Source organism: Enterococcus sp. C102(2024), from assembly GCF_040888205.1.
Lineage (GTDB): Bacteria > Bacillota > Bacilli > Lactobacillales > Enterococcaceae > Enterococcus > Enterococcus faecalis.
This window is the reverse complement of record NZ_JBFOHH010000002.1, coordinates 112,170-138,713: the sequence shown is the minus strand read 5'-3', so window position 1 is coordinate 138,713 and position 26,544 is coordinate 112,170. Positions and strand designations below refer to the sequence as shown.

At 37.1% G+C, this 26,544-nt stretch carries 28 protein-coding genes and 1 riboswitch; of the genes, 20 read left to right on the top strand and 8 right to left on the bottom strand.

Features of this window, described 5'->3' with window-relative positions; translation table 11 throughout:
• The first annotated feature begins 88 nt into the window (after nt 1-88).
• Both rpmI and rplT read left to right on the top strand, forming a co-directional pair.
• Entirely contained in the window at nt 89-289 is a 201-nt protein-coding gene (rpmI, locus tag AB3I34_RS05325) for a 50S ribosomal protein L35 (RefSeq protein ID WP_002355798.1), read from the top strand.
• Between the two features lie 60 nt (nt 290-349).
• Entirely contained in the window at nt 350-709 is a 360-nt protein-coding gene (rplT, locus tag AB3I34_RS05320) for a 50S ribosomal protein L20 (RefSeq protein ID WP_002355799.1), read from the top strand.
• A gap of 45 nt (nt 710-754) precedes the next feature.
• Here rplT and AB3I34_RS05315 read toward each other — a convergent pair whose 3' ends face one another.
• The gene (locus AB3I34_RS05315) at nt 755-1,135 is read right to left on the bottom strand and encodes an MmcQ/YjbR family DNA-binding protein (protein ID WP_002385048.1); all 381 of its coding nucleotides are present in this window, start codon (nt 1,133-1,135) and stop codon (nt 755-757) included.
• Between the two features lie 67 nt (nt 1,136-1,202).
• Between AB3I34_RS05315 and AB3I34_RS05310 the strand changes: the two genes are divergently transcribed.
• From AB3I34_RS05310 to AB3I34_RS05300, 3 genes are all read left to right on the top strand, one after another.
• A complete protein-coding gene (locus AB3I34_RS05310; protein ID WP_002358829.1) occupies nt 1,203-1,562 on the top strand; it encodes a DUF1304 domain-containing protein in 360 nt (119 codons plus the stop codon).
• A 67-nt stretch (nt 1,563-1,629) separates the two neighbouring features.
• A complete protein-coding gene (locus tag AB3I34_RS05305; protein WP_002383352.1) occupies nt 1,630-2,124 on the top strand; it encodes a GNAT family N-acetyltransferase in 495 nt (164 codons plus the stop codon).
• Nucleotides 2,125-2,141: 17 nt separating this feature from the next.
• The gene (locus tag AB3I34_RS05300; RefSeq protein WP_002361365.1) at nt 2,142-2,657 is read left to right on the top strand and encodes a GrpB family protein; all 516 of its coding nucleotides are present in this window, start codon (nt 2,142-2,144) and stop codon (nt 2,655-2,657) included.
• 15 nt (nt 2,658-2,672) lie between these two features.
• On the opposite strand, the gene AB3I34_RS05295 is transcribed toward AB3I34_RS05300, so the two are convergent.
• Entirely contained in the window at nt 2,673-3,848 is a 1,176-nt protein-coding gene (locus tag AB3I34_RS05295) for a SulP family inorganic anion transporter (protein ID WP_002380126.1), read from the bottom strand.
• Nucleotides 3,849-3,941: 93 nt separating this feature from the next.
• Nucleotides 3,942-4,970 carry a YeiH family protein gene (locus tag AB3I34_RS05290; protein ID WP_010712090.1) on the bottom strand — a complete coding sequence of 343 codons (1,029 nt, stop codon included), beginning with the start codon at nt 4,968-4,970 and terminating at the stop codon, nt 3,942-3,944.
• 112 nt (nt 4,971-5,082) lie between these two features.
• On the opposite strand from AB3I34_RS05290, the gene AB3I34_RS05285 reads away from it, so the two are divergent.
• The 9 genes from AB3I34_RS05285 (at nt 5,083) to AB3I34_RS05245 (ending at nt 14,165) form a co-directional block, all read left to right on the top strand.
• Nucleotides 5,083-5,913 (top strand): LysR family transcriptional regulator, encoded by an 831-nt coding sequence (locus tag AB3I34_RS05285; RefSeq protein WP_002376106.1) that lies wholly within the window; start codon nt 5,083-5,085, stop codon nt 5,911-5,913.
• A 64-nt stretch (nt 5,914-5,977) separates the two neighbouring features.
• On the top strand, nt 5,978-6,850 hold the full coding sequence (locus tag AB3I34_RS05280; RefSeq protein WP_002366300.1) for a VOC family protein: 873 nt from the start codon (nt 5,978-5,980) through the stop codon (nt 6,848-6,850).
• Nucleotides 6,851-7,123: 273 nt separating this feature from the next.
• Nucleotides 7,124-7,348 (top strand): hypothetical protein, encoded by a 225-nt coding sequence (locus AB3I34_RS05275; protein ID WP_002355808.1) that lies wholly within the window; start codon nt 7,124-7,126, stop codon nt 7,346-7,348.
• Nucleotides 7,349-7,436: 88 nt separating this feature from the next.
• Nucleotides 7,437-8,111 (top strand): response regulator transcription factor, encoded by a 675-nt coding sequence (locus AB3I34_RS05270; RefSeq protein WP_002355809.1) that lies wholly within the window; start codon nt 7,437-7,439, stop codon nt 8,109-8,111.
• A gap of 13 nt (nt 8,112-8,124) precedes the next feature.
• Nucleotides 8,125-9,150 carry a HAMP domain-containing sensor histidine kinase gene (locus AB3I34_RS05265; protein ID WP_002355810.1) on the top strand — a complete coding sequence of 342 codons (1,026 nt, stop codon included), beginning with the start codon at nt 8,125-8,127 and terminating at the stop codon, nt 9,148-9,150.
• 147 nt (nt 9,151-9,297) lie between these two features.
• Nucleotides 9,298-10,161: a GRP family sugar transporter gene (locus AB3I34_RS05260; RefSeq protein WP_002355811.1), complete on the top strand. Its 864-nt coding sequence runs from the start codon at nt 9,298-9,300 to the stop codon at nt 10,159-10,161.
• Between the two features lie 40 nt (nt 10,162-10,201).
• The gene (locus AB3I34_RS05255) at nt 10,202-11,593 is read left to right on the top strand and encodes an amino acid permease (RefSeq protein ID WP_002361373.1); all 1,392 of its coding nucleotides are present in this window, start codon (nt 10,202-10,204) and stop codon (nt 11,591-11,593) included.
• Nucleotides 11,594-11,780: 187 nt separating this feature from the next.
• Nucleotides 11,781-13,790: a methionine--tRNA ligase gene (metG, locus tag AB3I34_RS05250; RefSeq protein ID WP_002355813.1), complete on the top strand. Its 2,010-nt coding sequence runs from the start codon at nt 11,781-11,783 to the stop codon at nt 13,788-13,790.
• A gap of 99 nt (nt 13,791-13,889) precedes the next feature.
• Nucleotides 13,890-14,165 (top strand): hypothetical protein, encoded by a 276-nt coding sequence (locus AB3I34_RS05245; RefSeq protein WP_002361374.1) that lies wholly within the window; start codon nt 13,890-13,892, stop codon nt 14,163-14,165.
• A 58-nt stretch (nt 14,166-14,223) separates the two neighbouring features.
• On the opposite strand, the gene AB3I34_RS05240 is transcribed toward AB3I34_RS05245, so the two are convergent.
• Nucleotides 14,224-14,829: a hypothetical protein gene (locus AB3I34_RS05240; RefSeq protein WP_010712092.1), complete on the bottom strand. Its 606-nt coding sequence runs from the start codon at nt 14,827-14,829 to the stop codon at nt 14,224-14,226.
• A gap of 120 nt (nt 14,830-14,949) precedes the next feature.
• Complete coding sequence (locus AB3I34_RS05235; protein WP_002395665.1) at nt 14,950-17,172, bottom strand: UvrD-helicase domain-containing protein; 2,223 nt, start codon at nt 17,170-17,172, stop codon at nt 14,950-14,952.
• A 134-nt stretch (nt 17,173-17,306) separates the two neighbouring features.
• On the opposite strand from AB3I34_RS05235, the gene AB3I34_RS05230 reads away from it, so the two are divergent.
• From AB3I34_RS05230 to AB3I34_RS05215, 4 genes are all read left to right on the top strand, one after another.
• On the top strand, nt 17,307-18,077 hold the full coding sequence (locus AB3I34_RS05230; protein WP_010712094.1) for a TatD family hydrolase: 771 nt from the start codon (nt 17,307-17,309) through the stop codon (nt 18,075-18,077).
• Nucleotides 18,074-18,658, top strand: a complete 585-nt coding sequence (gene rnmV, locus AB3I34_RS05225; RefSeq protein WP_010712095.1) for a ribonuclease M5 — start codon at nt 18,074-18,076, stop codon at nt 18,656-18,658. The genes AB3I34_RS05230 and rnmV overlap by 4 nt, the downstream gene beginning before the upstream one ends.
• An 18-nt stretch (nt 18,659-18,676) precedes the next feature.
• Nucleotides 18,677-19,564 (top strand): 16S rRNA (adenine(1518)-N(6)/adenine(1519)-N(6))-dimethyltransferase RsmA, encoded by an 888-nt coding sequence (gene rsmA, locus AB3I34_RS05220; RefSeq protein ID WP_010712096.1) that lies wholly within the window; start codon nt 18,677-18,679, stop codon nt 19,562-19,564.
• A 127-nt stretch (nt 19,565-19,691) separates the two neighbouring features.
• Complete coding sequence (locus AB3I34_RS05215; RefSeq protein WP_002355821.1) at nt 19,692-20,309, top strand: hypothetical protein; 618 nt, start codon at nt 19,692-19,694, stop codon at nt 20,307-20,309.
• Between the two features lie 50 nt (nt 20,310-20,359).
• On the opposite strand, the gene AB3I34_RS05210 is transcribed toward AB3I34_RS05215, so the two are convergent.
• Complete coding sequence (locus AB3I34_RS05210; RefSeq protein WP_002355822.1) at nt 20,360-21,463, bottom strand: ABC transporter ATP-binding protein; 1,104 nt, start codon at nt 21,461-21,463, stop codon at nt 20,360-20,362.
• 185 nt (nt 21,464-21,648) lie between these two features.
• Between AB3I34_RS05210 and mgsA the strand changes: the two genes are divergently transcribed.
• Both mgsA and AB3I34_RS05200 read left to right on the top strand, forming a co-directional pair.
• A complete protein-coding gene (mgsA, locus tag AB3I34_RS05205) occupies nt 21,649-22,071 on the top strand; it encodes a methylglyoxal synthase (protein ID WP_002355823.1) in 423 nt (140 codons plus the stop codon).
• Between the two features lie 66 nt (nt 22,072-22,137).
• Nucleotides 22,138-22,305, top strand: a riboswitch (THF riboswitch).
• A gap of 30 nt (nt 22,306-22,335) precedes the next feature.
• Nucleotides 22,336-22,884, top strand: coding sequence for a folate family ECF transporter S component (locus tag AB3I34_RS05200; protein ID WP_002385065.1), 549 nt, complete (start codon nt 22,336-22,338; stop codon nt 22,882-22,884).
• A gap of 51 nt (nt 22,885-22,935) precedes the next feature.
• Here the strand turns inward: AB3I34_RS05200 and AB3I34_RS05195 are convergent, their stop codons facing one another.
• Together AB3I34_RS05195 and AB3I34_RS05190 are read right to left on the bottom strand one after the other, a co-directional pair.
• Entirely contained in the window at nt 22,936-24,702 is a 1,767-nt protein-coding gene (locus AB3I34_RS05195) for an ABC transporter ATP-binding protein (protein ID WP_010712097.1), read from the bottom strand.
• Nucleotides 24,692-26,419 (bottom strand): ABC transporter ATP-binding protein, encoded by a 1,728-nt coding sequence (locus AB3I34_RS05190; protein WP_010712098.1) that lies wholly within the window; start codon nt 26,417-26,419, stop codon nt 24,692-24,694. The genes AB3I34_RS05195 and AB3I34_RS05190 overlap by 11 nt, the downstream gene beginning before the upstream one ends.
• Nucleotides 26,420-26,544: the final 125 nt, after the last annotated feature.

Here is a 26,544-nt window from a genome sequence, read left to right as displayed (position 1 = left end):
TTGGTAATTTCTACAAGAAGGATATTCGACAGTTGTGACTGTTAGAGTCTTTCACTTGAAGCAAAGATTTTGAGGAGGAAAATTAGTCATGCCAAAACAAAAAACACACCGCGGATTAGCAAAACGTGTAAAACGTACTGGTGGAGGCGGCTTAAAACGTGGCCGTGCCTTTACATCTCACCGTTTCCACGGTAAAACTAAAAAACAACGCCGTCAATTGCGTAAAGCAAGCATGGTTGCAAAAGGCGATTACAAACGTATCCGCCAACAATTAGCAAGAATGAAATAAAACAACTCGGTGACTTTTAGATTACCGTCAAGAGAAACAAGATATTAGGAGGAATTCAACATGGCACGTGTTAAAGGTGGAACAGTAACCCGTAAACGTCGTAAAAAAGTCCTTAAGTTAGCGAAAGGCTACTACGGATCAAAACATACTTTATTTAAATCAGCAAAAGAACAAGTAATGAACTCTTATTACTATGCATTCAGAGACCGTCGTCAAAAGAAACGTGACTTCCGTAAATTATGGATTGCACGTATCAACGCGGCAGCTCGCATGAATGGCTTAAGCTATTCTAAATTAATGCACGGTTTGAAATTGGCAGAGATTGATATCAACCGCAAAATGTTAGCTGACTTAGCCGTTAACGATGCAGCAGCATTTACAGCGTTAGCTGAACAAGCAAAAGACGCTTTAAGCAAATAAGCTTAAATAATCTTTCACACCCTACTCCTTGAGTAGGGTGTTTTTTTAATAACTCCGTTGGTAACTTTCATCTATAAATGAAAAAACTTGTGAGAGCGGAATTTCTTCAGAAAGACTTAACCAATGCTCTTTATTCATATGATAGGCAGGAAAATAGCCAGGTTGGTTCTTTAATAAGGCAATCAATTCAGGCGCAAGTTTAACGGTTAAAATAGTGAGCTGCTTATTCTCGGTAGCGCCGAGCAGTTGTGCATCCAGTGGCATAATTAAAGCAAACCATTTCGCATTTCTAGGATGACGAAAGACGAGATAGTCTGGGTGTTTTTTAAAAGGAAAATCGGGCGTTATCTGATAACGTTCTTGGATATAGGCGCTAATAGTTTCTTGAAAAGTCATAGGTTTCTTCCTTTCGTTAAGGCTAGGCATATCTATTTACATCATAGCAAAAATTACATAAAATTACTTCGTTCAAAGGAATGGGAGGAGGGAGCAGATGACATTAATTTCAACAATTTTAGTAACCTTGGTGGCTGTAGAATTTTTCTACATTATGTATTTAGAAACGATTGTACCAACATCTGAGACAACAAGCCGTGTTTTTAAAATGGATAAGCAAGAGTTACAAAGAAAATCAGTCACTACATTGTTTAAAAATCAAGGAATCTATAATGGACTAATCGGTGCAGGACTTATTTATAGTGTCTATTTTGCGCAAGCAACGATGGAGATGACAAAATTTTTATTGATTTATATTATTTTAGTGGCGGCGTACGGTAGCTTAACTAGTGATAAAAAAATCATTTTAACACAAGGCGGTTTAGCTATCGTGGCTTTGATTAGTTTACTTGTTTAGCCATCAGAGTTAATAGAGAGAGACAGTCAAATCGACAGAAAAAACACGGTTGATTTGACTATTTTTTATGGAATTGAGAGAGACAAAATGTGGTATACTTTGTTTATTAGATAGGGAGGAATTAAAAATGCTGAACCAAAAAGAAGTAAAAAAAAACGATTATCCTCAATTAATTTCTCTATGGCGTTCTTCAGTAGAAGCTACCCATTTGTTTTTGAGTCAGGCAGATATTGATAAAATCGAAGTAGTTTTACCTGATTATTTTCAACAAGTTCAATTAAGTATGTGGTTAAATGAAGAACAGAAATGTGTGGGCTTTAGTGGAACAAATCAACAAACGTTGGAAATGTTATTTATTGACCCAGTCTATTTTCGTAAAGGCTATGGTGGAGAAATTATCAAAAAGTTAATAGAGCAAGAATCAATTGTCTTTGTTGATGCCAATAAACAAAATGAAGGGGCTGTGAAGTTCTATCAATCTCAAGGGTTTCAAGTAATTGGTGAATCAAAGGAAGATCCTCAAGGAAATCCGTTTCCTATTTTACATATGAAACGGATATAGAAAAGAGGGAAGAAATCATGCGGGTAATCGTTACTGAATACCAACCAGCCTGGGTGGAACAGTTTGAAGAAGAAGCCCAAGCGTTGAAACAGATTCTAAAGGAAAATTGTCTTAAAGTTGAACATATCGGTAGCACATCTGTGCCTAATTTAGCAGCCAAACCAATTATTGATTTTTTGGTCATTGTTGAAGAAATTGAAAAAGTAGACCTGCTACAAGGGGAATTTGAAAGAATCGGTTATGAATATATGGGGGAATTTGGACTATCAGGACGTCGTTATTTACGAAAAGGCCCGATAAAAAGAACACATCATGTGCATATTTATCAGTTTGACAATACGCAAGAAATTTTGCGCCATCTTGCTTTTCGAAATTATTTACGAGAAAATCCGGCAATTGCTACAACCTATGGTACATTAAAAAAGCAATTGGCCCAAGCACACCCCGATAGCATTGATAAATATATGGATGGCAAAGATGCGTTCATTAAGAAAATAGAAAAAGAAGCGTTGAAGAAATATTGGGAAAAATAAAAAAAGTTGCTAAAGCTAGCAACTTTTTTTTGGTTCTTTTTTGAAAAAATGATAAAGAAGACCACTTAAAAGAACACCTAGAATAATTCCAATCGCTAAATTATGCGTATAGACGATCACACCAACTGTCACGAGTAAAATAACAATTTCAGTAATTTCAAAAGTTCGGAAAAGCTGTAAACTTTCCCAATCAAAGGTGTCGACTGCCACTGTCATCATGATCCCAATCAATGCAGCTGTAGGAATGGCTACCATCACGGATTTAAAAACAAAAATGAATAGAAGGAGGGTAATACCTGAAATCAAAGTAGAAAGCCGTTTTCGTCCTCCAGATTTAACATTAATGACCGCTTGCCCGATCATCGCACAGCCAGCTTGGCCACCAAAAAAGCCGGTAATTATATTAGCGAATCCTTGCGCCTTAACTTCTCGCTGGCTATCACTTTGGCTCGCTGTCATTTTGTCCACAATGGGGATCGTCAATAAAGATTCAATTAACCCGACCATTGCTAAGGCAACAGAACTAGGTAAAATAATCCACAACGTTTCTAAGTTGACGGGTACATTAGGCCAACGGATCGCTGGATGAAACTGACTCATTTCACCAAGATCACCTACCGTTTGTAAATGACCTTTTAAAAAATAGGACAGGATAGTCATGAATAAAATAACAATTAACGCAGGAGGCACAATTGTAATAAACTTAGGTAATAGATAAATAAGTAAGATACTACAGATAATCATGCCGTAGGACCACAGTGTTTGATGAGGCAATTGTTGTACTTGCGCCATGAAAATTAAAATAGCTAACGCATTGACGAATCCGTACATCACTGTCTTGGGAATAAAGCGCATCAATTTATGGATACCTAAATAACCTAAAATAAATTGCAGAAAGCCTGTTAAAATAGTCGCAGCAAGCATGTATGACAAACCATGTGCTTGAATTAAGCCTGCAAGGACTAAGGCCATTGAACCAGCAGACGCCGAAACCATTGCCGGACGGCCGCCCGTAAAAGTAATTACAAGTAAAGTAACTGCTGAAGCAAACACTGCAGAAAGCGGGTGAACACCAGCAATAATCGCAAACCCGATTACTTCTGGTAAAATGGCGACAGAAGAAACGAGACCGGCAAATAGATCATTTCGTTCATTGCCTAACCATTCGCTTTTTTTAATACTAAATAACATCGAAAAACTCCTTTAAGTTAATAAAACCTTATTCATAATAGCATGAATAAGCTGAAATAAAAAAGTTTGACGTATTAACGTCAAACTTTTTTATTAGAACTGTAACAGTGCCAACAACAAAATGGCTAGGACGACTTGAACAGTTCCTACTGATAAACCATAGATTAAGAAACGTTTGCCTTCTTGGAAAAACTTTTTAAAATCGAGTCGTAACCCGATTGCTGCCAAGGCAGTAATTTCAAACCAAGAACTAAAGAAATGAGCAGTCTCACTGATCACGACGGGGAAATGAATCAAACTATTAAAGACACAGGCAATGAAAAAGCCAACTACATACCAAGGTAGGGCGCTACTTTTTTTGGTGACTTCTACCAACTCAGCCTCTGATTCTGCCGTCTTACTTTGCTTGAAACGTCCAAATAAATAGACAACTGCTACGAGTAGGACAATCCGCATAATTTTAAAGAGCATCGCAAGTTGAACTGCGTTCTCATTGACCATATTGGCACTGGCGACAACCTGACCAACTGATTGTAAAGTCCCTCCGATTAGTGCACTACGAGCCAACAAATTGGTACCATAGAGAATCCCACTAAAAATGGGTAAGGTCAACATTAAAACGGTTCCTAATAAGTTTACTAAAGTAATGATTTGGCCTTTTTCTTCCTCGTCTGCTTGAATTGCTGGAGCAATCGAGGCAATGGCAGAGGATCCACAAACGGCATTACCACCAGCCATCAATAAAGACATATTATCAGAAAAAGCCAGTTTTTTACCGATCAAATAGGCAAAAATAATGGTCAGCGACATTTGAATGAGAATAAATGCGACACCTTGTAAGCCAATTTGGGCAATCGTTTGAAAGGTCACGGTGGTTCCCAATAAAACAACAGAAAATTCTAGTAATTTACTTTCGGCTACTTTGGTTCCGCGATTTAAATTGGCACCGCGAACAAAGGTATTTCCCAAAAAGATTCCTAGTAAAATAGCGATCGTTGCGGCGCCTAAGCTAGGTAACCAGATGGCAAGAAACTTGCTAAGGCAGGCGACAAGGAAAGCTGTTAGCAAGCCAGGAAGAATTTGTAATAAAGATTGGATATAATCATTTTCTGAATTTTTCATTGAAAAAATCTCTCTTTCTTGTTCATTACTTCCAGTATAACGAAATTTTTTACATTTGAGAAATAAATAGTTAAAATAATATTTATAATAGAAAGTTATCGAAAGGATGCCTATGTTTAAATTATTAAAGACTTTTCAAATTGTGTATGAGCAAATGAACTTTTCCAAAGCAGCTACCTGCCTATATATCTCACAACCAGCCGTTTCTAATCAAATCAAACAATTAGAAGAAGAATTAGGCTGTTCATTGTTTTTAAGAAATGGTCGACAAGATGTAGTCCCTACTAGGCAAGCGGAAGTCTTATATAATCGTTTGCTAAATTTAGCTGATGATTGGCAAGAAACATTAACAGCTCTTCATCAGGCGAGATTACCTAAAGAAACTTGCCGAATTGCTGCGTCTAATACTTTTGCAGTTTATTATTTGCCGCAACTGATGCAGCATTTGCAGACACAGTATGCAACAATCAATTTTGTTTTAGAAATGAACAATTCAGAAGAAGTAGTGGAAAAAGTTGAAAAACATCAAGTTGATTTTGGCTTTATCGAAAAACCATTAATTACGAAAGGAGCAACTCGTGAAGAAATTATTCAGGATCAATTGGTTTTAGCTGGGGACCCTGCCAATCAGAATTGGTTGGTACGTGAAAAGGATTCTGGGGTCTTTCATTATACCCAACAGTATTTAGAAGAAAGTAATCAAAGCCCAACACTCATGACGGTTAAAAATAATGAAATGATTGTTAAAATGTTGGAATTGGGTATGGGGCAATCGTTGCTTTCAAGAAAAGCGATTACTGAAAAAATTCCTTTCCAAACGTTAGGTGAAAAGTATTGGCGTTCCTTTTATTTTTTGACACGGGGACATTTAAAATCCTCCTTGCTTCAAGAAGTAAAACAAGCAATTTATCGATTCTATCAGAAGGAAATGAATAAATACTAAAACGTTCTCTTTGTTTATTTATCAATCTTTGACTACACTAAAGAAAACGAAGGAGGGAACCACAATGCCTAAATTTTCACCTTGTTTATGGTTTGACACACAAGCGGAAGAAGCTGCTAACTTCTATACAACAATCTTTGAAAAAGGTGCGATTCTAAGTAAAACGAACTACGTTAATGAGGAGCATCAACCTCAAGGAACATCATTAATGACCATTGAATTTACCTTGGCGAACCAAACAATCATTGGTTTAAATGGCGGACCAGAATTTTCCTTTACGCCAGCTAGTTCATTTTTTGTTGAATGTAAAACATTATCACAAACAGAAACGTTGTGGAAAAATTTAACAGCAGATGGACAGATATTGATGCCTTTTGGGGAATATCCTTTTAGTCCTTTATATGGCTGGGTAGTGGACAAATTTGGTGTCTCTTGGCAAGTGTCTTTTTCAGGAAAAGAACAAACAATTGTACCAACCTTTATGTTTGCTAATGAAAAATATGGCGAAGCAGCCAAAGCTCTATCAGAATGGTTGGCGATTTTCGGTCCAGGCGAAATAATTGAAAAAGTTGAATATGAAGATGGGAACGTTGCGCAAGCACTTTTCACATTACAGGAGCAACCGTTTCGAGTAATGGATGCACGAGATAAACATGATTTTGATTTTACCATGGCTTTCTCCATTTATATTGATTGTGAAAATCAGGAGGAAATAGATCGGCTATGGCAACAAGTGACTGCTAAAGGGAAAGAATGGCCGTGTGGCTGGATGGAAGATCAATTTGGAGTCAGTTGGCAAACAGGCAATCCTGAACTGAAACGTTATCTATCTGACTCAAATCCAGCTAGAGCAAATGAAGTGACCAAAAAATTGTACCAAATGAAAAAAATAGATTTAAACCAGTTAAAAGAAGTGTATGACAAATATAATCATTAGAAAAACTGAGGTTGTTTGATCCACTACACTTTGGTACGTTGGTATCAATTCCTATGCATGGAACATACTAGAGTTGAAGGACTTGTCTTTTAATGATTGAGACCTTCAACTCTTAAAAAAGGCTCGATTCTTGCGAGTTCCAAAGAGGCTACTTCTATTTTGTTGTTTACTTAATGGTTAGGACTCTGCCGATTTTTTTATAAGATTATGCTATAATTAAGAGTAGTAAATTATTGAAGGAAAAATGAAAAGTCCAAAATAGGAAGTGGTAAAATGATTGAGTTAATTGTGTTGTTAACAGTTTTTACTTATGGAACGAACTTTGTTTTATATCTTATTTTGAAAAATAAAAAGTCCATGCCAATTGTCGAAAAAGCTTCTATTGTATTAGGAATTAATATGTCTGTGTTATTATTAGATGGTATTTTTGCTTTTGTTGGTAAATTCATCATGTTATCAGAATGGGAATTATTAGCGCCTATTTTTGAAATAGTGTAAAAATCATCATAAAGTCCTATATCCAAAAAGAATGAAGTTTGTTAGGATAAGAAAGATGAAAATTTAGAAATAAAAGAGGTGGGATTGCATGGCTAAAATCATGATTGTCGAAGATGAAACAACCATTCGAGAATTAATTAGCGAGGAATTACAAAAATGGCAATTTGAAACGATTGGAACAACCGATTTTAATGATGTATTGGATGATTTTCAAGAGGAGAATCCCCAATTAGTCTTGATGGATATTAATTTACCTGTGTACGATGGGTACTATTGGTGTCAAAAAATTCGTGAAGTTTCTAAAGTACCAATTATTTTTATTTCGAGTCGTAGTACCAATATGGATATGATTATGGCGATGAACATGGGCGCGGATGATTTTGTTACAAAACCGTTCCAGATAGATGTTTTAATTGCTAAAATCAATGCTTTGTTGCGCCGCTCTTATAACTATTCCGATACGGATAGTGAAGTGCTTTCACATAATGGCATTACTTTAAATGTGGACAATGGACGGATGGAAATCAAAGGCGAAATGATCGATTTAAGTAAAAATGAATACCGATTACTGTATCTTTTAATGAAAAAGCACGGAAAAATTTTAACACGTGAAAAACTATTGCGCGCTTTATGGGACGATGAACGTTTTGTGGATGACAATACGTTGACGGTAAATATCAATCGTTTACGAAAAAAAATTGAGCAAGCAGGCATTGCTGGCTATATTGAAACCAAAGTGGGCGTCGGTTATATGGTGCCCTAGATAGGAGTAGACAATGACCATTCTAAAGTATTTAAAAGATCGCTGGTTATTACTAATTGGTTGGTTATTTTTTCTGTTCTTAACTTGTTTTATTTTATGGTTGGCTCCTAATGTCCGCTTAGATTGGACAGTGGTTGGCTATATCTTTTTACTGCAAAGTGTTTTTTTATCGCTATTTTTAACAATTGATTATTATTTAAAACGTAAGTGGTGGCTTTCGTTGGCAACGGAAAAAGAGCCGCCTTCTTTACAAGAATATTTGAATACAGCAGAAAAAGAAGAAGAACTACTTGTCCAAACGTATATTAACGGTTTATTGCAAGAGCACCAACAAACCATGCAACAAGCAATTAACAACCAACAGGACCAAAAAGATTACATTGACTCTTGGGTTCATGAAATCAAAGTCCCCCTAGCGGCTATCACTTTACTGGTACAATCTGTCGAAGATGATATTCCAGAGAAAAAATATTATCTATTGGAAAATGAGTTAGGGAAAATTGATGAATATGTCGAGCAAGTCCTATATTATGCTAGACTGGATAGCTTTTCTCGAGATTATTTACTCCAAGAATATTCTTTAAAAGAAATTGTGCAATCTGTTGTTCGTACGCAAGCAAATTATTTTATCCAAAAAAGATTGCAGTTCTCAATTGAAGGAGAAGATGAAGCGGTTTTAACCGACCGAAAATGGGTCATTTTTATTTTCCGCCAATTATTAAGTAATGCAGTCAAGTATACGCCAGAAGGTGGCACGATTACGGTCCTAATTTCCAAAAATAAACAAGGTGTTTATTTATCTTTAAAAGATTCTGGAATTGGCATTCCGACGCAAGATCAACGACGCATTTTTGATAAAGGATTTACTGGTGAAAACGGGCGAAAAAGTGAACAGCATTCGACTGGTCTAGGCCTGTATTTGGCCCATAGCTTAGCGAAAAAGTTAGGTCATGATTTAACAGTTGAGTCGACAGAGGGGCAAGGTACGACGATGACATTGTTTTTTCCTTCCCTCAGTTATTATAATGAAGTGAAATAAAAAGTAGGTCTATCAGCAAATTAAAGAGGTGATAGGCCTTTTTTTATTTATTAAAACTTTCTTGCTAACTTCTCTTACTCTTCTTAGTTGTTTAGAAAACGTTTTTATTGTTAGAATGAAATGAAATAAATTTGTTAGGAGAATATTATGAGTTTACTTATCGCTTTAGTGCCCATGATTGCGTGGGGCAGTATTGGTTTAGTCAGCGGTAAAATTGGTGGAAGCGCCAATCAACAAACGTTAGGTATGACAATCGGCGCGTTACTATTTTCAATTGTTGTCTTTTTTGTTATCCAGCCTACGTTGACGACAGCCACATTAATTGTTGGATTTATATCTGGTTTATTCTGGAGTTTGGGACAGAATCAACAATTTCATAGCATGAAATATATGGGCGTTTCAGTTGGCTTACCAATTTCAACTGGGATGCAGTTAGTTGTTAATACCGTTGCAGGGGCTGTTTTTTTCCATGAATGGACAAAAACAAAAGACTTTGTTGTGGGCTTTATCGCTTTAGCCTTTTTAGTTTTTGGGGTGTATTTAACAGCTCGACAAGATGATGATAGTCAACCGAAAACCTCAAACAGTATGTTAGATTTTAATAAAGGGATTCGGGCCTTGATTTTCTCAACAGTTGGGTATGGTGTCTATACCATCATTATTAATGCCACTGGTTTAGATCCGTGGGGAATTATTTTGCCACAAAGTATTGGTATGTTAGTGGGGGCTAGTTTCTTTGCCTTCAAAAAAGTCAAAGTTGATCGTTTTGTTTGGATGAATATGACGACGGGTCTGCTTTGGGGCTTAGGAAATATTTGTATGTTATTAACCATGCGTGAAATTGGCTTAGCTATTAGCTTCTCTTTATCACAAATGGGGATTATTATTTCGACTCTTGGGGGCATCTTCCTTTTAGGCGAAAGAAAATCAAAAAAAGAAATGTTTTATGTTATTTTTGGTTGCATTTTTGTTATTCTAGGTGGTATTCTTTTAGGGTATATGAAAGCGTAAATAGTTTATTTACGCTTATTTTTTTTACGGGGGTAAACACATGTCTATTTTCAGAAAAAAAGAAATCACTGTGCCTGTCAATGACAGTGGTGGGATGAAAAAAAATCTTAAGACGATGGACTTAATTTTTCTAGGAATTGGGGCTGTAGTAGGAACAGGGATTTTTGTTGTGACAGGTGTCGCAGCGGAACGCTATGCAGGTCCAGGGCTCGTCTTATCATTTCTGGTAGCAGCAGCCGCGATTATTTTATCTGGTTTATGCTATGCAGAATTTGCATCACGTATTCCGGTCATTGGTGGGCCGTATGCCTACATGTATGTGGTCTTTGGAGAAATTGTGGCTTGGATGACTGGTTGGATGATTATTTGTGAGTTTTTCTTGGCGGTTTCATCCGTTGCTTCAGGTTGGTCAGGCTATGTCCATGGCTTTTTGGATAGCTTAGGTTTTTCTTTGCCGCAAGCGTTAAGTGGTGCTTATAATCCAACAAATGGTACATATATTGATTTGATTGCCATGTTGGTCGTTGTAGCTGTAACTTTTTGGGTATCCTTAGAAGCGAAAACAGCGTTACGTTTAAATAACTTAATGGTTTTCGTGAAGTTTGGGATTATTTTATTATTTGTTCTCGTGGGAATCTTTTATGTGAAACCAACGAACTGGCAACCATTTATTCCTTATGGTTTTTCAGGCGTTTTCAGTGGTGCTGCTTTAGTTTTCTTTGCCTTTCTAGGGTTTGATGCGGTCAGCATGGCTGCGGAGGAAGTGAAGAATCCGAAAAAAGATATTCCAAAAGGGATTATTGGTTCCATTATTATTTCAACATTGTTATATATTGTTGTTACATTAGTTTTAACTGGGATTGTTCCATTTACGGATTTAGGGGTCAAGGATCCGGTGGCTTTTGCGATGCGTTTCATTAATCATGGCGCAATCGCGACAATCATTTCAGTTGGCGCTATTTTAACCTTATTAACAGTGACGATTGCGATGATGTACAGTTTAGCCCGTGTGATTTATGCGATTAGTAAAGATGGATTATTGCCGCAGTTTATGAGCAAAATTGATGAGAAGCGGCACACACCTAAGAATGCAACCTATGTAGCTGGATTTTTAGCAATGGTTTTTGCTGGTGTTGTTCCAATGGAGATGTTGGCTGAACTTACAAATATCGTGACACTCTTTTATCTGATGTTTCTCGCTTTAGGAATTATCAAATTACGGACAATGAAAGGAGAACCGCAAGCAGGTGAATTTAAAGTGCCGCTTGTGCCGGTTCTACCATTAATTTCAATCGTGGTTTGCGCGGCTTTGATGTTCCAATTGTCTTTAGCTACTTGGCAAGTATTTGGCGTAGCCGTAGTGATTGGTTTGGCTATTTATTTCTTTTATGGCCGACACCATAGTATCGTTCGTTTCGAGACAAAAGAATAAAAATGAACAAAAAAAGAGAGGAATACTTGTCAATTAGACAGGTCTTTCTCTCTTTTCTTTCTGGCATTTTCTTCATTTTCAAGAGAAAACCGACAAGAAATATAGTTTAATAATGTCTAATTATGGTATACTGTTTAGGAGTAAATCCTGAGGGTTTAGGAAAATGACTAAAGGAGGTTTTTTCTGTATGTCACAGAAAGAAACATTTTATATTACCACCCCAATTTATTACCCAAGTGGGAAATTACATATTGGGAATTCATATACAACAATCGCCTGCGATGCAATGGCCCGTTACAAGCGTTTAATGGGTTTTGATGTATTTTATTTAACAGGTGTGGATGAACATGGCCAAAAAATTGAAAAAAAAGCTGCTGAGTTGAATGTGACACCAAAAGAGTACGTTGATAAAATGGCAGCAGATGTTCAAAAATTATGGAAAACATTAGATATCAGCTATGATAAATTTATTCGGACAACGGATGATTATCACATGGCAGCCGTGCAACAAATTTTTGATCGTTTAGTAGAACAAGGAGATATCTACCTTGGAGAATATGAAGGTTGGTATTCAGTTTCTGATGAAGAATTTTTCACTGAAACACAATTAGCTGAAGTATATCGTGACGACGAAGGCAATGTCATTGGTGGGAAAGCACCAAGTGGTCACGAAGTCGAATTAGTTAAAGAAGAATCCTATTTCTTCCGCATGAGTAAATATGCGGATCGCTTGGTACAATATTACGAAGAACATCCAGAATTTATTCAACCAGAATCTCGTAAAAATGAGATGCTAAATAACTTCATCAAACCAGGATTAGAAGATTTAGCCGTTTCAAGAACGACTTTCTCTTGGGGAATTCCATTAAAAAATGATCCAAAACATGTGGTTTACGTATGGATTGATGCGTTATCAAACTATATTACAGCACTAGGTTATGGCTCAGAAGATGATTCATTATTCCAAAAATATTGGCCTGCGAACGTGCAAATGGTTGGGAAAGAAATCGTGCGTTTCCATACGATTTATTGGCCAATTATGTTAATGGCCTTGGATTTACCATTACCGAAAAAAGTCTTTGGACATGGTTGGTTATTGATGAAAGACGGAAAAATGTCTAAATCTAAAGGAAATGTTGTTTACCCTGAAATGTTAGTAGAACGCTACGGTCTAGATGCGTTACGTTATTATTTATTACGAGCAATTCCATTTGGTAGTGATGGCGTGTTTACACCAGAAGATTTCGTTTCTCGCTTAAATTATGATTTAGCTAATGACTTAGGAAACTTGTTGAATCGAACAATTGCGATGATTAATAAATATTGTGATGGCAAAGTACCAGCCTATGCTTCAAAAGTTACCCCATTTGATAGTGAACTATCGACAACTGCGGCGAATGTTATTGGAAAATATCATGAAGCAATGGAAAAAATGGAATTTAATACGGCCATTGCAGAAATCTGGACGCTAGTTTCTCGTGCCAATAAATATATTGATGAAACAGCGCCTTGGGTATTGGCTAAAGAAGAAGAGAAACGCAACGAATTAGAAAGTGTCATGATCCATTTAGCGGAAAGCTTACGAATTGTGGCAATCTTATTGCAACCAGTCATGACAGAAACACCAGGGAAAATTTTCGAACAATTAGGCTTAGATCCAGAAACAATGAACATGGAAAATATTCATTTTGGTGAGTTCCCAACAGACGTAACAGTAACAAGTAAAGGAACACCTATTTTCCCACGTTTAGAAATTGAAACAGAAGTAACGTATATTCAAAAGAAAATGTCCCAAAGCGAAAGTGCTACAGAAGAGGATATTAAATGGAATCCAGAAGAAACAACGTTGGTTTCAACGAAAGAAAAACAAATTAAGTACGATGATTTCGATAAAGTGGAATTAAAAGTTGCCGAAGTTATTGACTGTAAAAAAGTCAAAGGAGCAGATAAATTATTGCAATTCCGTTTAGATGCTGGAGATGAAAACCATCGTCAAATTCTTTCAGGTATTGCTGAATTTTATCCAGATCCAGCTGCGCTAATTGGCAAAAAAGTAGTCATTGTGGCTAACTTAAAACCAAGAAAAATGCGTGGTCAAATTAGCCAAGGAATGATTCTTTCAGCTGAATCACCAGAAGGTAAACTTCAAATTGTTGAAGCACCAAAAGAAATGCCAAATGGTGCAGGAATCGCATAAAAGCATAAGTGGTAAAGATAAAAGGTGAATTGTAACCTTTTATCTTTACTACTTTTTTTGTATACTAGAAGAAAAGTGATTTGATGTGGGGGAAGTTTGATGGCTTATCATAAATTTAAATTTTATGAGCAACGAAAAAATGATCCTAAATGGCGTCCGTATTATTTAGAAGCTATGAGAGTAAGGGAACAAGCACGGCTAACAGTTCAACGTAGAAAAAGAAGGGCAAGAATTAGAACCTTTTTAGTGGTTGCGATACTGGTTATTTTAGTTTTTCTGTTATTGGCTCATTGGACATATTCACAAACAAATGAACTCTCTTTCTCCAGTTTTATCGACGTCCTAAAATCGAAAATCAACGAATTTTTAAATTAAAAGAATCGAAGAAAAGCCTAGAAAAAATTATTTGCGATTTTTCCTAGGCTTTTCTATTTTAGAGTTTCACTTTTTTAGGTATTCGTTTTTTACCAAAACGGCCTTTCGTTAGGCGACTTGGTAAAATGATCAGTAAGAGTGAAAAAGGGACACTAATAATTTGCCACGTGAGTAAGCGGCCTAAGCTATTATTTTTATAGAGCCACTCTAATATAAAATGCAGTCCTAAAATACTTAACAAAGCCAAGCCTGTCAGGAAATAAGGCGTTGATACCCAGTCGGTCGTTTTCAAGAGACTAAAACTTAAAGGAATTAGATAAAAGTAAGCACTTGTTAAAGTAATCCGCCAACTTTTCATAACGGTGCCTAAATTAATTATAAAAAAAAGTAAAGATAGGACTAAAGCAAAAGGTGGAAACAAAGCCACTAACGCCGAATAGATGGTTCCCCAGACGAGCATTAAGGGACCTTTAACAATAGCGGCAATAAGTGTAAACAAGCCAATTAGGAGTAACTGCTGTGTCAGTGAGCCAAAGGTTAGCAAGCCAAATAAAATAAGCAGTAGCCAGTGCCAAATGGTTTGGTTTTGTTGTTTTCGCTCAATAGTTACATTTTTTTGGATAGAGGTTTTTAAAAAATTTTCTAAATCAGGTGATTGTTTCACCTTATCACGCTCCTCTCAACTTAAGAGACAACAAACGAGTAGGTCTGCTAATTAAAAAGCAGTACCTACTCGTCTATTATAAGTGGTTTTTCTAAAAATAAAATCCGTCTTAAGTCTCAGTTACTGGGCTGCCAAGTAAGGTGTAAACCATTCAGAAAGTGTGCCGGTATAAGGTAAAACGACCCGTTTCATTCCACGAGAAATAGCAGTATACAGGATTTTTTTATCTCGTTTATTGTCGGAATAACGATTAACATTTGGGTTATGAAGAATTACATTATCAAATTCTAGACCTTTTGCCATATCAATTGATAAAACTTGCAGTGACGGATGCTCTTCCAATGAAAGAGAAGCACTGAGTTCTTTTGTTAATTGTTCTTTTTCTGCAAAAGTTTTAGTAATAATGGCGGTGCTTTCTTTCGGATCAAAAGTTGCAATGGAAGTGACGATTGCTTTAAGATAGTCAGACGCAGAGTCACAAGGAATAAATGTCGGCTTTTCTCCATCATGCCGGATGGGCACAATGGTTAATTGCTCTGGTTGAGTGCCTAATGTTTGGAAGAGTCGTGTAATTTCTTTACTTGAACGGTAACTGTTTAATAATTGATAGGTTCCAACAGAACGGCTGGTTTCGTTAACCAATAGATCATGGGCTTCAGAAAATTCAATGGCTGTATTAAAAATGGCTTGATTTTCATCACCAGCTAAAGTAAAACTAGCTTTAGGGAAAAGTGTCAGCAGTAATAATAATTGGGCTTCTGTATAATCTTGGACTTCATCGACTAGGATAAAAGCCATTTGCTGGTTGGCGAGGTTTTCAATAAATGCATGTTTCACCAAAATAAGGGCCACAATTTCATCGGCTGTGAAAACAGCTGTCTCTTTTTGATACGATTTTTCAGTGAATAAAGAATAAAACGTTTCAAAAAAGGCCCATTGATCTAGCCAAGCATCATTTTTGATAGCGGCAGTGATGGAGCGATATTTTTTCTTCAAACGTTTTAAAGCAAAATCAGCCAGATGTTTTTCATTATCTTCGGTAATCACTGTGCCAAAATAACGAACTTGTTCAGCTTCTGTTAAATCTTGGAATTGATCCAACATTTTTTTAGAATGGGCTTGTTTTAATAAGTACCGTGTCCAAAGACTGGTTAACTTTTCTTTTGTGGCTGAAATTCGTTGGCGAATACTCAAGTCAGCTGGTGTTTCTTGATAAAGTTTAAAAATTGTTTCTGAAGTAAATAAGGTCTGCTTTTTAAAAGTTAAAGGACGGAAAAAATGTGGCTGCACAACCGCTTTTTCAGGATTGCTTAAAAGAAACGTTGCAAATTCTTTTGAACGAATAACGTGCTCTTGCTCCGTTGCCTCAGAGCGAGTAATGCGTTCGAAATAGTCCGTTTCTTCTTCCATTGGCCATGATTCTTTGGTAGTGAAGCGCAAAAATTGTAAAAGAGTCAAATTCAAGGGATTTCGTTCGCCTAAATTCGGTAAAACTTGAGAAATATAATCAATAAATGTTGAATTTGGTGAAAGTAATAAAATATTATCCGCCGTAATTTCTGCTCGATGTTGATAAAGTAAATAAGCAATCCGTTGCATAATCGCAGACGTTTTCCCACTACCAGCAATCCCGTTGACTAGTAGGAGTGGCTGCGTTTCATCACGAATTATTTGATTTTGTTCTTGTTGAATGGTTGTCGTAATGTCCTTCATATAAGGAGAAGCATCTTCTTCTAAAGAATGCAATAACACATCATCTTGAATCGCAATGGTTGTGTCAAAATAGTTGATTAATTGATCTTTTTCAATAATTAACTGTCTTTTCAAATCAAGTTGTACAGGAATGGTTTGTTGATGTGCCATGTAGGCTGTTTTCCCTAAAACATTGTCATAAAATAACGAAGCAATCGGTGAGCGCCAATCGTGAATGCGCGTTTCTTCTTCTAAAGAAGTAAAATCGTTTACGCCAATATAAAAGTTTTCTGGCTCTTCAGGGCTGTCTTCAAAAGTCACGCCAATTTTGCCAAAATAAGGAACTTGTAATAGGCGTTTCACTTTGTCTAAATTTTTAGCCGTTGCTTCATTTTTTAAGTTCCACTGATCAATTTCACGGTTCTTCATTTCCAACATGGCAAACGTCTCTAGATTATCGGCATAACTATCAAAATTCAGCTTAGAATCGCGACCAAATTCTTCTAGCATATGTTTGCCATCTTTCATTGTGTTCGCCAATTGCTCTTCGTAAACTTTTTTAGCCGCTTGTAGCTCATGATAAACCGTTGTTAAATGCTGTTGTTCATAAATTTTTTCATCGGTCATGGAGATTCCTCCTTTTAATAACATGACTGAATAGTATACGTTACTTTTAGCATAAATGCAAGCGCTGTTTATGAGGAAATGGCGAATCTTGTTGCCTAGTCATTCAGATTTTTCAAGAAATATGATAAAGTAGAGAGGAGATAAAGGAGGCAATCATAATGATTTTTGATACACATACACATTTGAATGCAGAACAATTTAATGATGATATTCCAGAAACGATTGCACATGCCCAAGAATTGGGTGTTACAGAGATGGCCGTGGTCGGTTTTGATGAACCAACGATTGAAAAATCTCTTTTACTTAGTCAGGAATATGCCAATATTTATAGTATCATTGGTTGGCATCCAACAGAAGCGGGCAGCTATACGCCAGAGGTTGAACGTCGATTACAAGAACAATTAACGTTACCAAAAATTGTCGCATTAGGTGAAATCGGTCTTGATTATTACTGGATGGAGGATCCTAAAGAGGTGCAAGAAAAAGTCTTTCGCCGTCAAATTGCGATTGCTCGGGAAATGAATTTACCGTTTAGTGTGCATACGAGAGAGGCATTAGAAGATACCTATCGAATTTTAAAAGATGAAAAAGTTTCAGATATTGGTGGAATCATGCATAGTTTCAGTGGCGATGCTGAGTGGATGAAGAAATTTTTAGATTTAGGTCTGCATATTTCTTTTAGCGGAGTCGTAACGTTTAAAAAGGCGTTGGATGTTCAAGAAGCGGCGATGGCGGTACCACTAGAAAGAATGTTGGTGGAAACAGATGCACCCTATTTAGCCCCTGTTCCTTATCGTGGTAAACGGAATGAACCCGGCTATACACGATACGTAGTGGAAAAAATTGCTGAATTACGACAACTAACCTTTGAAGAAGTGGCAGAACAAACGAGAGTCAACGCTCATCGCTTGTTTCGGATAGATAAATGAAGGAAAAAATGAAAGTTGCAGAAATCATTGTCGTTGAAGGAAAAGACGACACACGCCGCATTCAAGAGGTAGTTGCAGCGGATACGATTGAAACGATTGGTTCTGCTATCAATGATGAAATTTTGACACAAATTGAACACGCACAAGAAACGAGAGGCGTGATTATTTTTACAGATCCAGACTATTCGGGCGAAAAAATTCGTAAAACAATAATGGAAGTTGTCCCTGATGCAAAGCATGCTTTTTTATCAAGAAAAGTTGCAGTTCCTAAAAAAAATGGCGGTAGCCTAGGGGTTGAACATGCTAGTGATGAAGCAATTATTGAAGCCTTAAAAAAAGTTGTAACACCTGTTCAAGCTGATGAAGACTATCAAGAAATTCCTAGACAAACACTAGTTGAATATGGTTTAATAGCGGGAGCAAATGCAAAAAAATACCGTGAATTATTAGGAGATGACCTAAGAATTGGCTATACAAATAGCAAACAGTTAGTCAAACGGTTAAGCATGTTTCGGATTACAGAAGCAGAATTGAAAGAAAGCATGACACGTATTTTAAAAGAACTTGAAAACGAAGAATAACTACATGGAGGAACAAGCGTGACGGACTATAAAGAAATTGCCACACCATCCAGAACCAAAGAAATACTAAAAAAGCATGGATTTTCATTTAAAAAGAGTTTAGGTCAAAATTTTTTGACAGAGCCTAATATTTTAAGAAAAATTGTAGAAACAGCGGGAATCAATCAGCGGACAAATGTTGTCGAAGTCGGGCCTGGAATTGGTGCATTAACAGAGCAATTAGCGATGAACGCAGCCCAAGTTGTGGCTTTTGAGATTGATGATCGCTTGATTCCTGTCTTAGCGGATACCTTAAGTCGCTATGATAATGTGACAGTGGTACATCAGGATGTTTTAAAAGCTGATTTGGTCGAGACAACCAACCAAGTTTTTCAAGAGAAGTATCCGATTAAAGTGGTGGCTAACCTACCTTACTATATTACTACGCCAATTATGATGCATTTTTTAGAATCTTCTTTAGATGTAGCTGAAATGGTTGTGATGATGCAAAAAGAGGTCGCTGATAGAATTGCTGCTAAACCAGGAACGAAAGCTTATGGCTCATTATCAATTGCTGTCCAATATTTTATGGAAGCAAGTGTCGCCTTTATTGTGCCAAAAACAGTTTTTGTGCCGCAGCCCAATGTTGACTCGGCGATTATTAAATTGACGCGCCGTGCTACACCAGCAGTGACAGTGACCAATGAAAAAGAATTTTTCAAATTAACCAAAGCCAGTTTCCAATTAAGACGTAAAACATTGTGGAATAACTTAACGCATTTTTATGGGAAAGATGAACAAACGGTGGCTTGGCTAAAAGAGAGCCTAGCTGAAGCAGAAATTGATCCTTCTAGACGTGGTGAAACATTGTCTTTAGAAGAATTCGCTCGTTTAAGTAATGCTTTAGAAAAAAATAAACCAGTATAAAAAAGAACTTTCTGTTATTTATGAGAAATAACAGAAAGTTCTTTTATGTGTCTTGACACATTGCGGCCGTTCAGCTACACTTGAGAAAAACAAAAAGGTGTCATGACACCTTTAGGAGGCAGTTTTAATGAAAACAAACTCAGTAAAACGTTTAACAATTTCAGCACTTTTAATTGCAATGGGGATTATCATTCCAATGGTTATGCCAAGAATTACCATTGGTCCAGCCAGTTTTACGTTAGCAAGTCACGTCCCAGTTTTTATTGCCATGTTTATTTCTCCAGTGGTGGCAATTGCGGTTAGTCTAGGAACAGGTTTTGGTTTTTTCTTATCCGCAACACCGATTATTGCTTTGCGGGCCTTATCTCATTTGATTTTTGCAGTCATTGGCGCAGTGATTTTACAAAAGCATCCAGAAATTTTAATCAATAAAGAGGGGAAATTCACTTTATTAAATGGGAAATTACAGTTGTTTAACGTGGGAATTGGAGTGATTCATTCCGCTGCCGAGCTAGTGGTTGTTTCTGTATTTTACACAATGGGCAACTTGCCAGGAACTTATTATACAGCCGGCTTCATGTATTCTATTTTTCTTTTGATGGGCGTTGGTGGATTAATTCATAGTTTGGTGGATTTCAGTATTGCCTACTTTTTAGCAAGTACCTTAAGTAAACATGTAGATATTCCAACTTTTACAGAAGCGAAACAACCCAAAGTGATAAAGAAGAAGGTTAAATTAGCATAAAGAGAAACAATCGAGACATCCGTCATTGTGACGGATGCCTCGAGATTTTTTTATTTAATGACTTCTTCTGTTTGAGGGTCGAAGAAATGTCCTTTGTTAATATCAAAAGCTAAGTCAATCATTTCACCAGGATGGTGGAAGTCACGAGCATCTACTTTTGAGATAAACTCTGTATCACCAATTTTTGTATAAAGCATGGATTCAGCCCCTAATAATTCAGAAACAACAACTTCAGATTTAATCACTGCATCTTTCATTGCTGTTAAAGCCACTTGTTCGCTATGAATATCTTCTGGACGAATACCGAAAATTAATTCTTTGCCTTCATAACCATGTTCAACAAGCTCTTTGTTTCTTCCTTCAGGAATTGCTAGCTTTAAGCCATGTTGGTTAGAAATAACCCCATTATTTAAGGTAACTTTGAAGAAATTCATGGCAGGTGAGCCGATGAACCCAGCTACGAACATATTTTTAGGTGTATTGTAAACTTCTTTTGGTGAACCAATTTGTTGAATAAAGCCATCTTTCATAATTACGATTCGATCAGCCATGGTCATCGCTTCGGTTTGGTCATGTGTCACATAAATTGTCGTAGTTTCTAAACGTTGGTGTAGTTTAGCGATTTCAGCACGCATGGCTACACGTAATTTTGCATCCAAGTTTGATAAAGGTTCATCCATTAAAAAGACTTTGGCATCACGAACAATTGCCCGGCCAAGTGCAACACGTTGGCGTTGTCCACCAGAAAGCGCCGCAGGTTTACGTTGTAAGTACTCTGTTAAGCCCAGAATATCCGCAGCATTTTCCACCCGTTTTTTAATTTCAGCTTTATCATATTTTCTTAGTTTTAAACCAAAAGCCATGTTATCAAAAACAGTCATATGCGGGTAAAGCGCATAGTTTTGGAAAACCATGGCAATATCACGATCTTTTGGCGCAACGTCATTCATGACTTTGTCCCCAATTGATAATTCACCTTCAGTAATATCTTCTAAGCCAGCAATCATTCGCAATGTTGTTGATTTACCGCAACCAGAAGGTCCGACAAAGACGATAAATTCACGGTCTGTAATTTCTAAGTTAAAATCTGTAACAGAATAATGTTCTGCATTGTCATATTTTTTATACACATTTCTAAGCGCCATTTCCACCATTTGATACGTCACTCTTTTCTTTTTGATTTGTTACTCATAGTTTAAATGAAAACGCTATCTTTCAGCAAGGGAGAGTTGCACAAGAAAAAGAAGACTTTTTCGTCAAGGTGACAAAGGACAAACACTCTCAGCGGATTTATCGATAAACTTTTGTTATAATATAACAAAGACAGGAGTTGGATAACATGAAAATCGCTTTAATCGCTCATGATCGTAAAAAAACATTAATGATCAAACTAGCAACCGCTTATAAACATATTTTAGAAAAACATGAATTGTATGCAACAGGAACGACAGGCATGAAAGTGATGGAAGCAACTGGCTTACCCGTGCATTGCTTTAAATCGGGGCCATTAGGTGGGGATCAACAGATTGGCGCAATGATATCAGAAGACAACATTGATTTAGTTATTTTTTTAAGAGATCCTCTTTCCGCGCAACCGCATGAACCAGATGTGACAGCTTTGATTCGTCTAAGTGATGTCTATGAAATTCCTTTAGCAACCAATATCGGCAGTGCTGAAATTCTTTTGAGAGGTGTCGAGGCGGGGTTTGCGGACTTCCGTGAAGTTATCCATGAAGGCGATCGTCGACCGTTAGCTTTTTAGAGAACCTTAATGGTTATTTTGACTATTTTGTGGTATATTTTATGAGGACTTTTGTCCAAATAAAATAACAGAGTAGGAGACAAAGCGTTAAGTGCTAAAAGGATGGGATGTTGCCTTTTGGACGAAGAACATAAACAGTGTGTTGCTAGAAAGCAAAGGTTCTTATTTTGCTTATCATCAGAACAACACGTTCAGCTTTTTGATGTTCGCGGTTTTGTTTTCGCATTCGCTGCATGGTTCGTCATGTAGCAGCTCTTAGAGGAGATGCTAAAAATGACAAAGAAAAAATTTGGCACAAAATCCATTGCGTTAATGGGCGTACTCATTGCGGTGGTCGTTGTTTTTTCACGCTTTTTTGCGTATGAAACAACGTTTTTAAAAATCAGTTTCACGTTTATCCCAGAATCATTGATTGGGATGATTTTCGGACCTTTTTGGGCTGGAATCGGCACGGCGGTGGCTGATGTAGTAGGAATGTTGCTTTTTCCAAAAGCAGGCTATTTTCCTGGGTTTACTTTAAATGCCTTTTTGGCTGGTGCTATTTATGGTTATTTCTATTATAAGAAAGAAATGACATGGCAACGAGTGATTTTGGCGACATTGTTGGTCACCGTTTTAATTAATATCATTTTAACGCCTTTGTGGTTAAGTTTAATGTATGGAGTCAATCTAGCAAATTTTGCTTGGTGGGTGCCACGCTTAATTAAAACAGTTATTTTCTTTCCTATACAAGTAATTGCCACTTATTATTTAGGCAATAAAATTCCCTTTAAACGTTTATTTGGGAAACCATTATCTGAATTAGATCAATAAATTTAAAATTAAAAGAGTCACTTTTCATCATCCCAGAAAAGTGACTCTTTTTTATTGTGCTTTTTGATTAAACTGCGCTTCGTAAAGGTCACGATAATAACCCTGTTCTTTTTGCAATAATTCGTCATGGGTGCCAATTTCAACTACTTGACCGTTGTCCATAACTAGAATTTTTTCAGCACTTTTGATTGTTGCTAAGCGGTGGGCAATAACAAAACTGGTCCGGCCAGTCATCATTTGTAAAAAAGCATCCTGAATTTTTTGCTCGGTCAATGTATCAACTGAACTGGTCGCTTCATCTAAAATAAGCATCGGCGGATTACTAATCATCGTGCGTGCAATAGTCATTAATTGTCGTTGTCCTTCAGAAATTTTAACGCCTTGGGAACCAATCTGAGTATCTAGTCCTTGAGGTAAACGCATGACGAAATCAAAAATATGGGCTTTTTTCATGGCTTCTATAATTTCTTCGTCAGAGGCTTCAGGATTCCCGTATGTTAAATTTTCCCGAATGGAACTATCGAATAGCCAAGTATCTTGGAGAACCATACCAAAACTTTTTCGTAAGCTGTCCCGAGTAATTTGAGTAATGTCGTGAGTATCAACCGTAATTTGACCATGGTCGACCTCGTAAAAGCGCATTAACAAATTCACTAATGTTGATTTACCCGCACCAGTTCGCCCAACAATGGCAATTGTTTCTCCTGGTTCAGCAATTAAATTAAAGTTTTCGATTAAAGGTCGCGTCGGCGTGTAAGAAAAATCAACGTCTTTAAATTCAACACGGCCTCGCGCTTCTTTCAAAACAATTGCGTTCGGGACATCAGGACGTTCAACTGGTTGATCCATCATATCAAAGGTACGTTCCAATCCAGCTAAGGCGGCTTGGATTTGGTTGGTGATTCCTGAGAGTTCAATAAAAGGTTTAGAAAATTGACTAGAGTAAATGGTGAAACTGGAAATAACACCAACTGTGACTAAAGGATTGCCACTTAAAACTAACAAGCCACCGACTAATCCAATCGATAAATAAGATAAATGGTCGATAAATCGAGAAAGTGGGTTGGTTAAGGAGGAAGAAAACTGAGCCTTCTGTCCTTTTTCATACAACGTTTGATTCAATGCTTCAAATGTTTCTTGCGTAGCTTGTTCTTGTTGAAAGGCTTTAACAATTTTTTGGTTGCCAACCATTTCTGAAACGAAGCCGGAAATTTCACCAACAATCGTTTGTTGTGCAGCAAAGTTTTTTTGTGAAGCTTTTGCAACAAGCCAGTTTACAATAAAAATAATCGGCGTACTGATAAGAACCACTAATGTGAGCAGGGGACTTAGCCGAATCATAAAGAGCAAAGCAACAACGACGGTGGCCATGCCGGAAAATAATTGGTTGAAGACAGCCGAGCAAGCCATTGAAATATTGTCAATATCGTTGGTAAAGCGACTGACGATATTTCCGTGTGACGTTTGGTCATAATAACTTAACGGTAATTGATTTAAATGGGCAAAGGCATCTTTTCTCAGCTGTGTGGTCGATAAATAAGACACGCGATTACCGAGACGTTGAATCAGCCATTGACTTAGAACGGTTACGAGTAAAATCCCTGCTAATAAACCTAAAATTTTGATGAGTTGTGCAGCATTGACTTGTCCTTTACCAACCATTGTATCAACGGATTTACCTATATAATAAGTCATGAGGACAGTCGAAAAACCACTGAGAATTCCTAGGATTAAGGCGCCGATAATTTCTTTTGGATAGCGTAGTAAATACGGCTTAAAACGTGAGAAGGCGCCAAAATGAATTTTTTTAGTTTGCATGGGTATCCTCCTCCTGTGACGCAACGATTTCTTGATACTCTTTAGAAGAAGTAAGTAATTCTTCGTGGGTGCCAAGGCCAGCGACTTTTCCACTATCTAGGACTAAAATTTGATTCGCCGTTGCAATCGAACTCACGCGTTGTGAAATTAAAATAACGGTTGTCTCTGCTCGTTCATTTTGTAAAGCACGGCGCAGGTTCAAATCTGTTTGATAGTCGAGGGCACTCAAGGAATCATCTAAAATAAGTAAATGCGGTTTCCTAATCAAGGCACGGGCAATGGTCAACCGTTGTCTTTGTCCACCAGAAAAGTTTTTTCCGCCTTCGTTAACAGGCGTGTCTAACCCTTGGTCTAATTGTTCAACAAATTCTTTACATTGGGCGATAGCTAATGCTTCCCAACAGTCTTCATCAGTTGCATTTGGTTTGCCCCATTGTAAGTTTTCTCGAATAGTCCCTGTAAATAAGACGGCAGTTTGTGGGACACTTGCCACTTGTTGGCGTAAAGTAAAGAGCGGCCAATCGCGCACATTTATACCATTAATAAAAAGGTTTCCTGCACTCACATCATAAAATCTGGGAATGAGTTGGGTTAAGGTACTTTTCCCGCTGCCGGTAGGTCCTGTGATGCCGAGAATTGAGCCTTTAGGAATCGTGAAATTGATATTTTCCAAAGCCAAACCGGCCTCTGGTTCATAGCGAAAATCTACATGGTCAAAGGTAATATCACCAAATTGTGGAGATGTTTTTGCTGATTCTGGTGTATCTGTTAACTGGCTTTCTACAGTTAAAACCGCATTGACACGGTTTGCGGAAGCGGCGGCTCGCGTAAAAATTACCACGAGATTAGAAGCAACAATTAAAGCGAGCATCATTTGATTCATATAATTGATCAATGCTAAAACTTCCCCTTGTTGCAAGGAACCAAAAGAAACTTTTAAGCCACTAAAATAAAGTAAAAATAAAATTCCAACATTCATAATCAAAGTGGTTAAAGGCGTTAATAAAGCAGAAACATTCGATACGCGAATGTAAATATCGCCTAAATCATCTGAAGCTTTATCAACATGTCGTTGCTCTGTTTCCTTTCTAGCAAACGCACGGATTACACGGACACCGCTTAAGTTTTGACTAATTTGACGGTTTAACCGATCCAAATATTCTTGGACTTTTTGATATAAAGGCACAGTCACTTTAATGATAATAAAGAGAATAAGGCTGAAAATTGGTAAAAGTAATAGGAAAAGAAAGCCCATCTGCACGTCAATGTAAAAAGCCATGACCACAGAACCGATACTTAAAAAAGGTGTCCGAATGACCAACCGAATAAACATCGCTAAAGCCAATTGAAGCTGGTTGATATCGTTTGTGATCCGGGTGATGAGGGTATCTGTACCAAAACTATTCAATTCTTTGTGTGAAAGCTGATTAATTTTCTTCATTAATTGATTTCTTAGCTCTGTCCCAAAGCCTTGCGAAGCGACTGAAGCATAATATTGACAAATCATGACAAAAAATAAACCAACTAACGACATAACAAGCATCCAGAGGGCCATTTCTATGACAGTCTGTCGGTCGTTTTGACGAATACCGACATCGACTAAGTGAGCCATGAATAAGGGCAAGACTAACTCGAAACAAGCTTCTAAAAATTTGAAGACTGGACCGAGGATAATTTGTTTTCGATAATTTTTTGCGTATTTCAATAAACCAAACATAAGATTCCTCCCTTTGCTGCTCTCATTGTAGCTTAATCTTTCAATGAAAGAAAGTTGTTCGCTACATTTTCTCAACTTCTGTTAAAATAGAAGAAAAGCGCAAAGAAGTGGAGTGTGACAGAAAC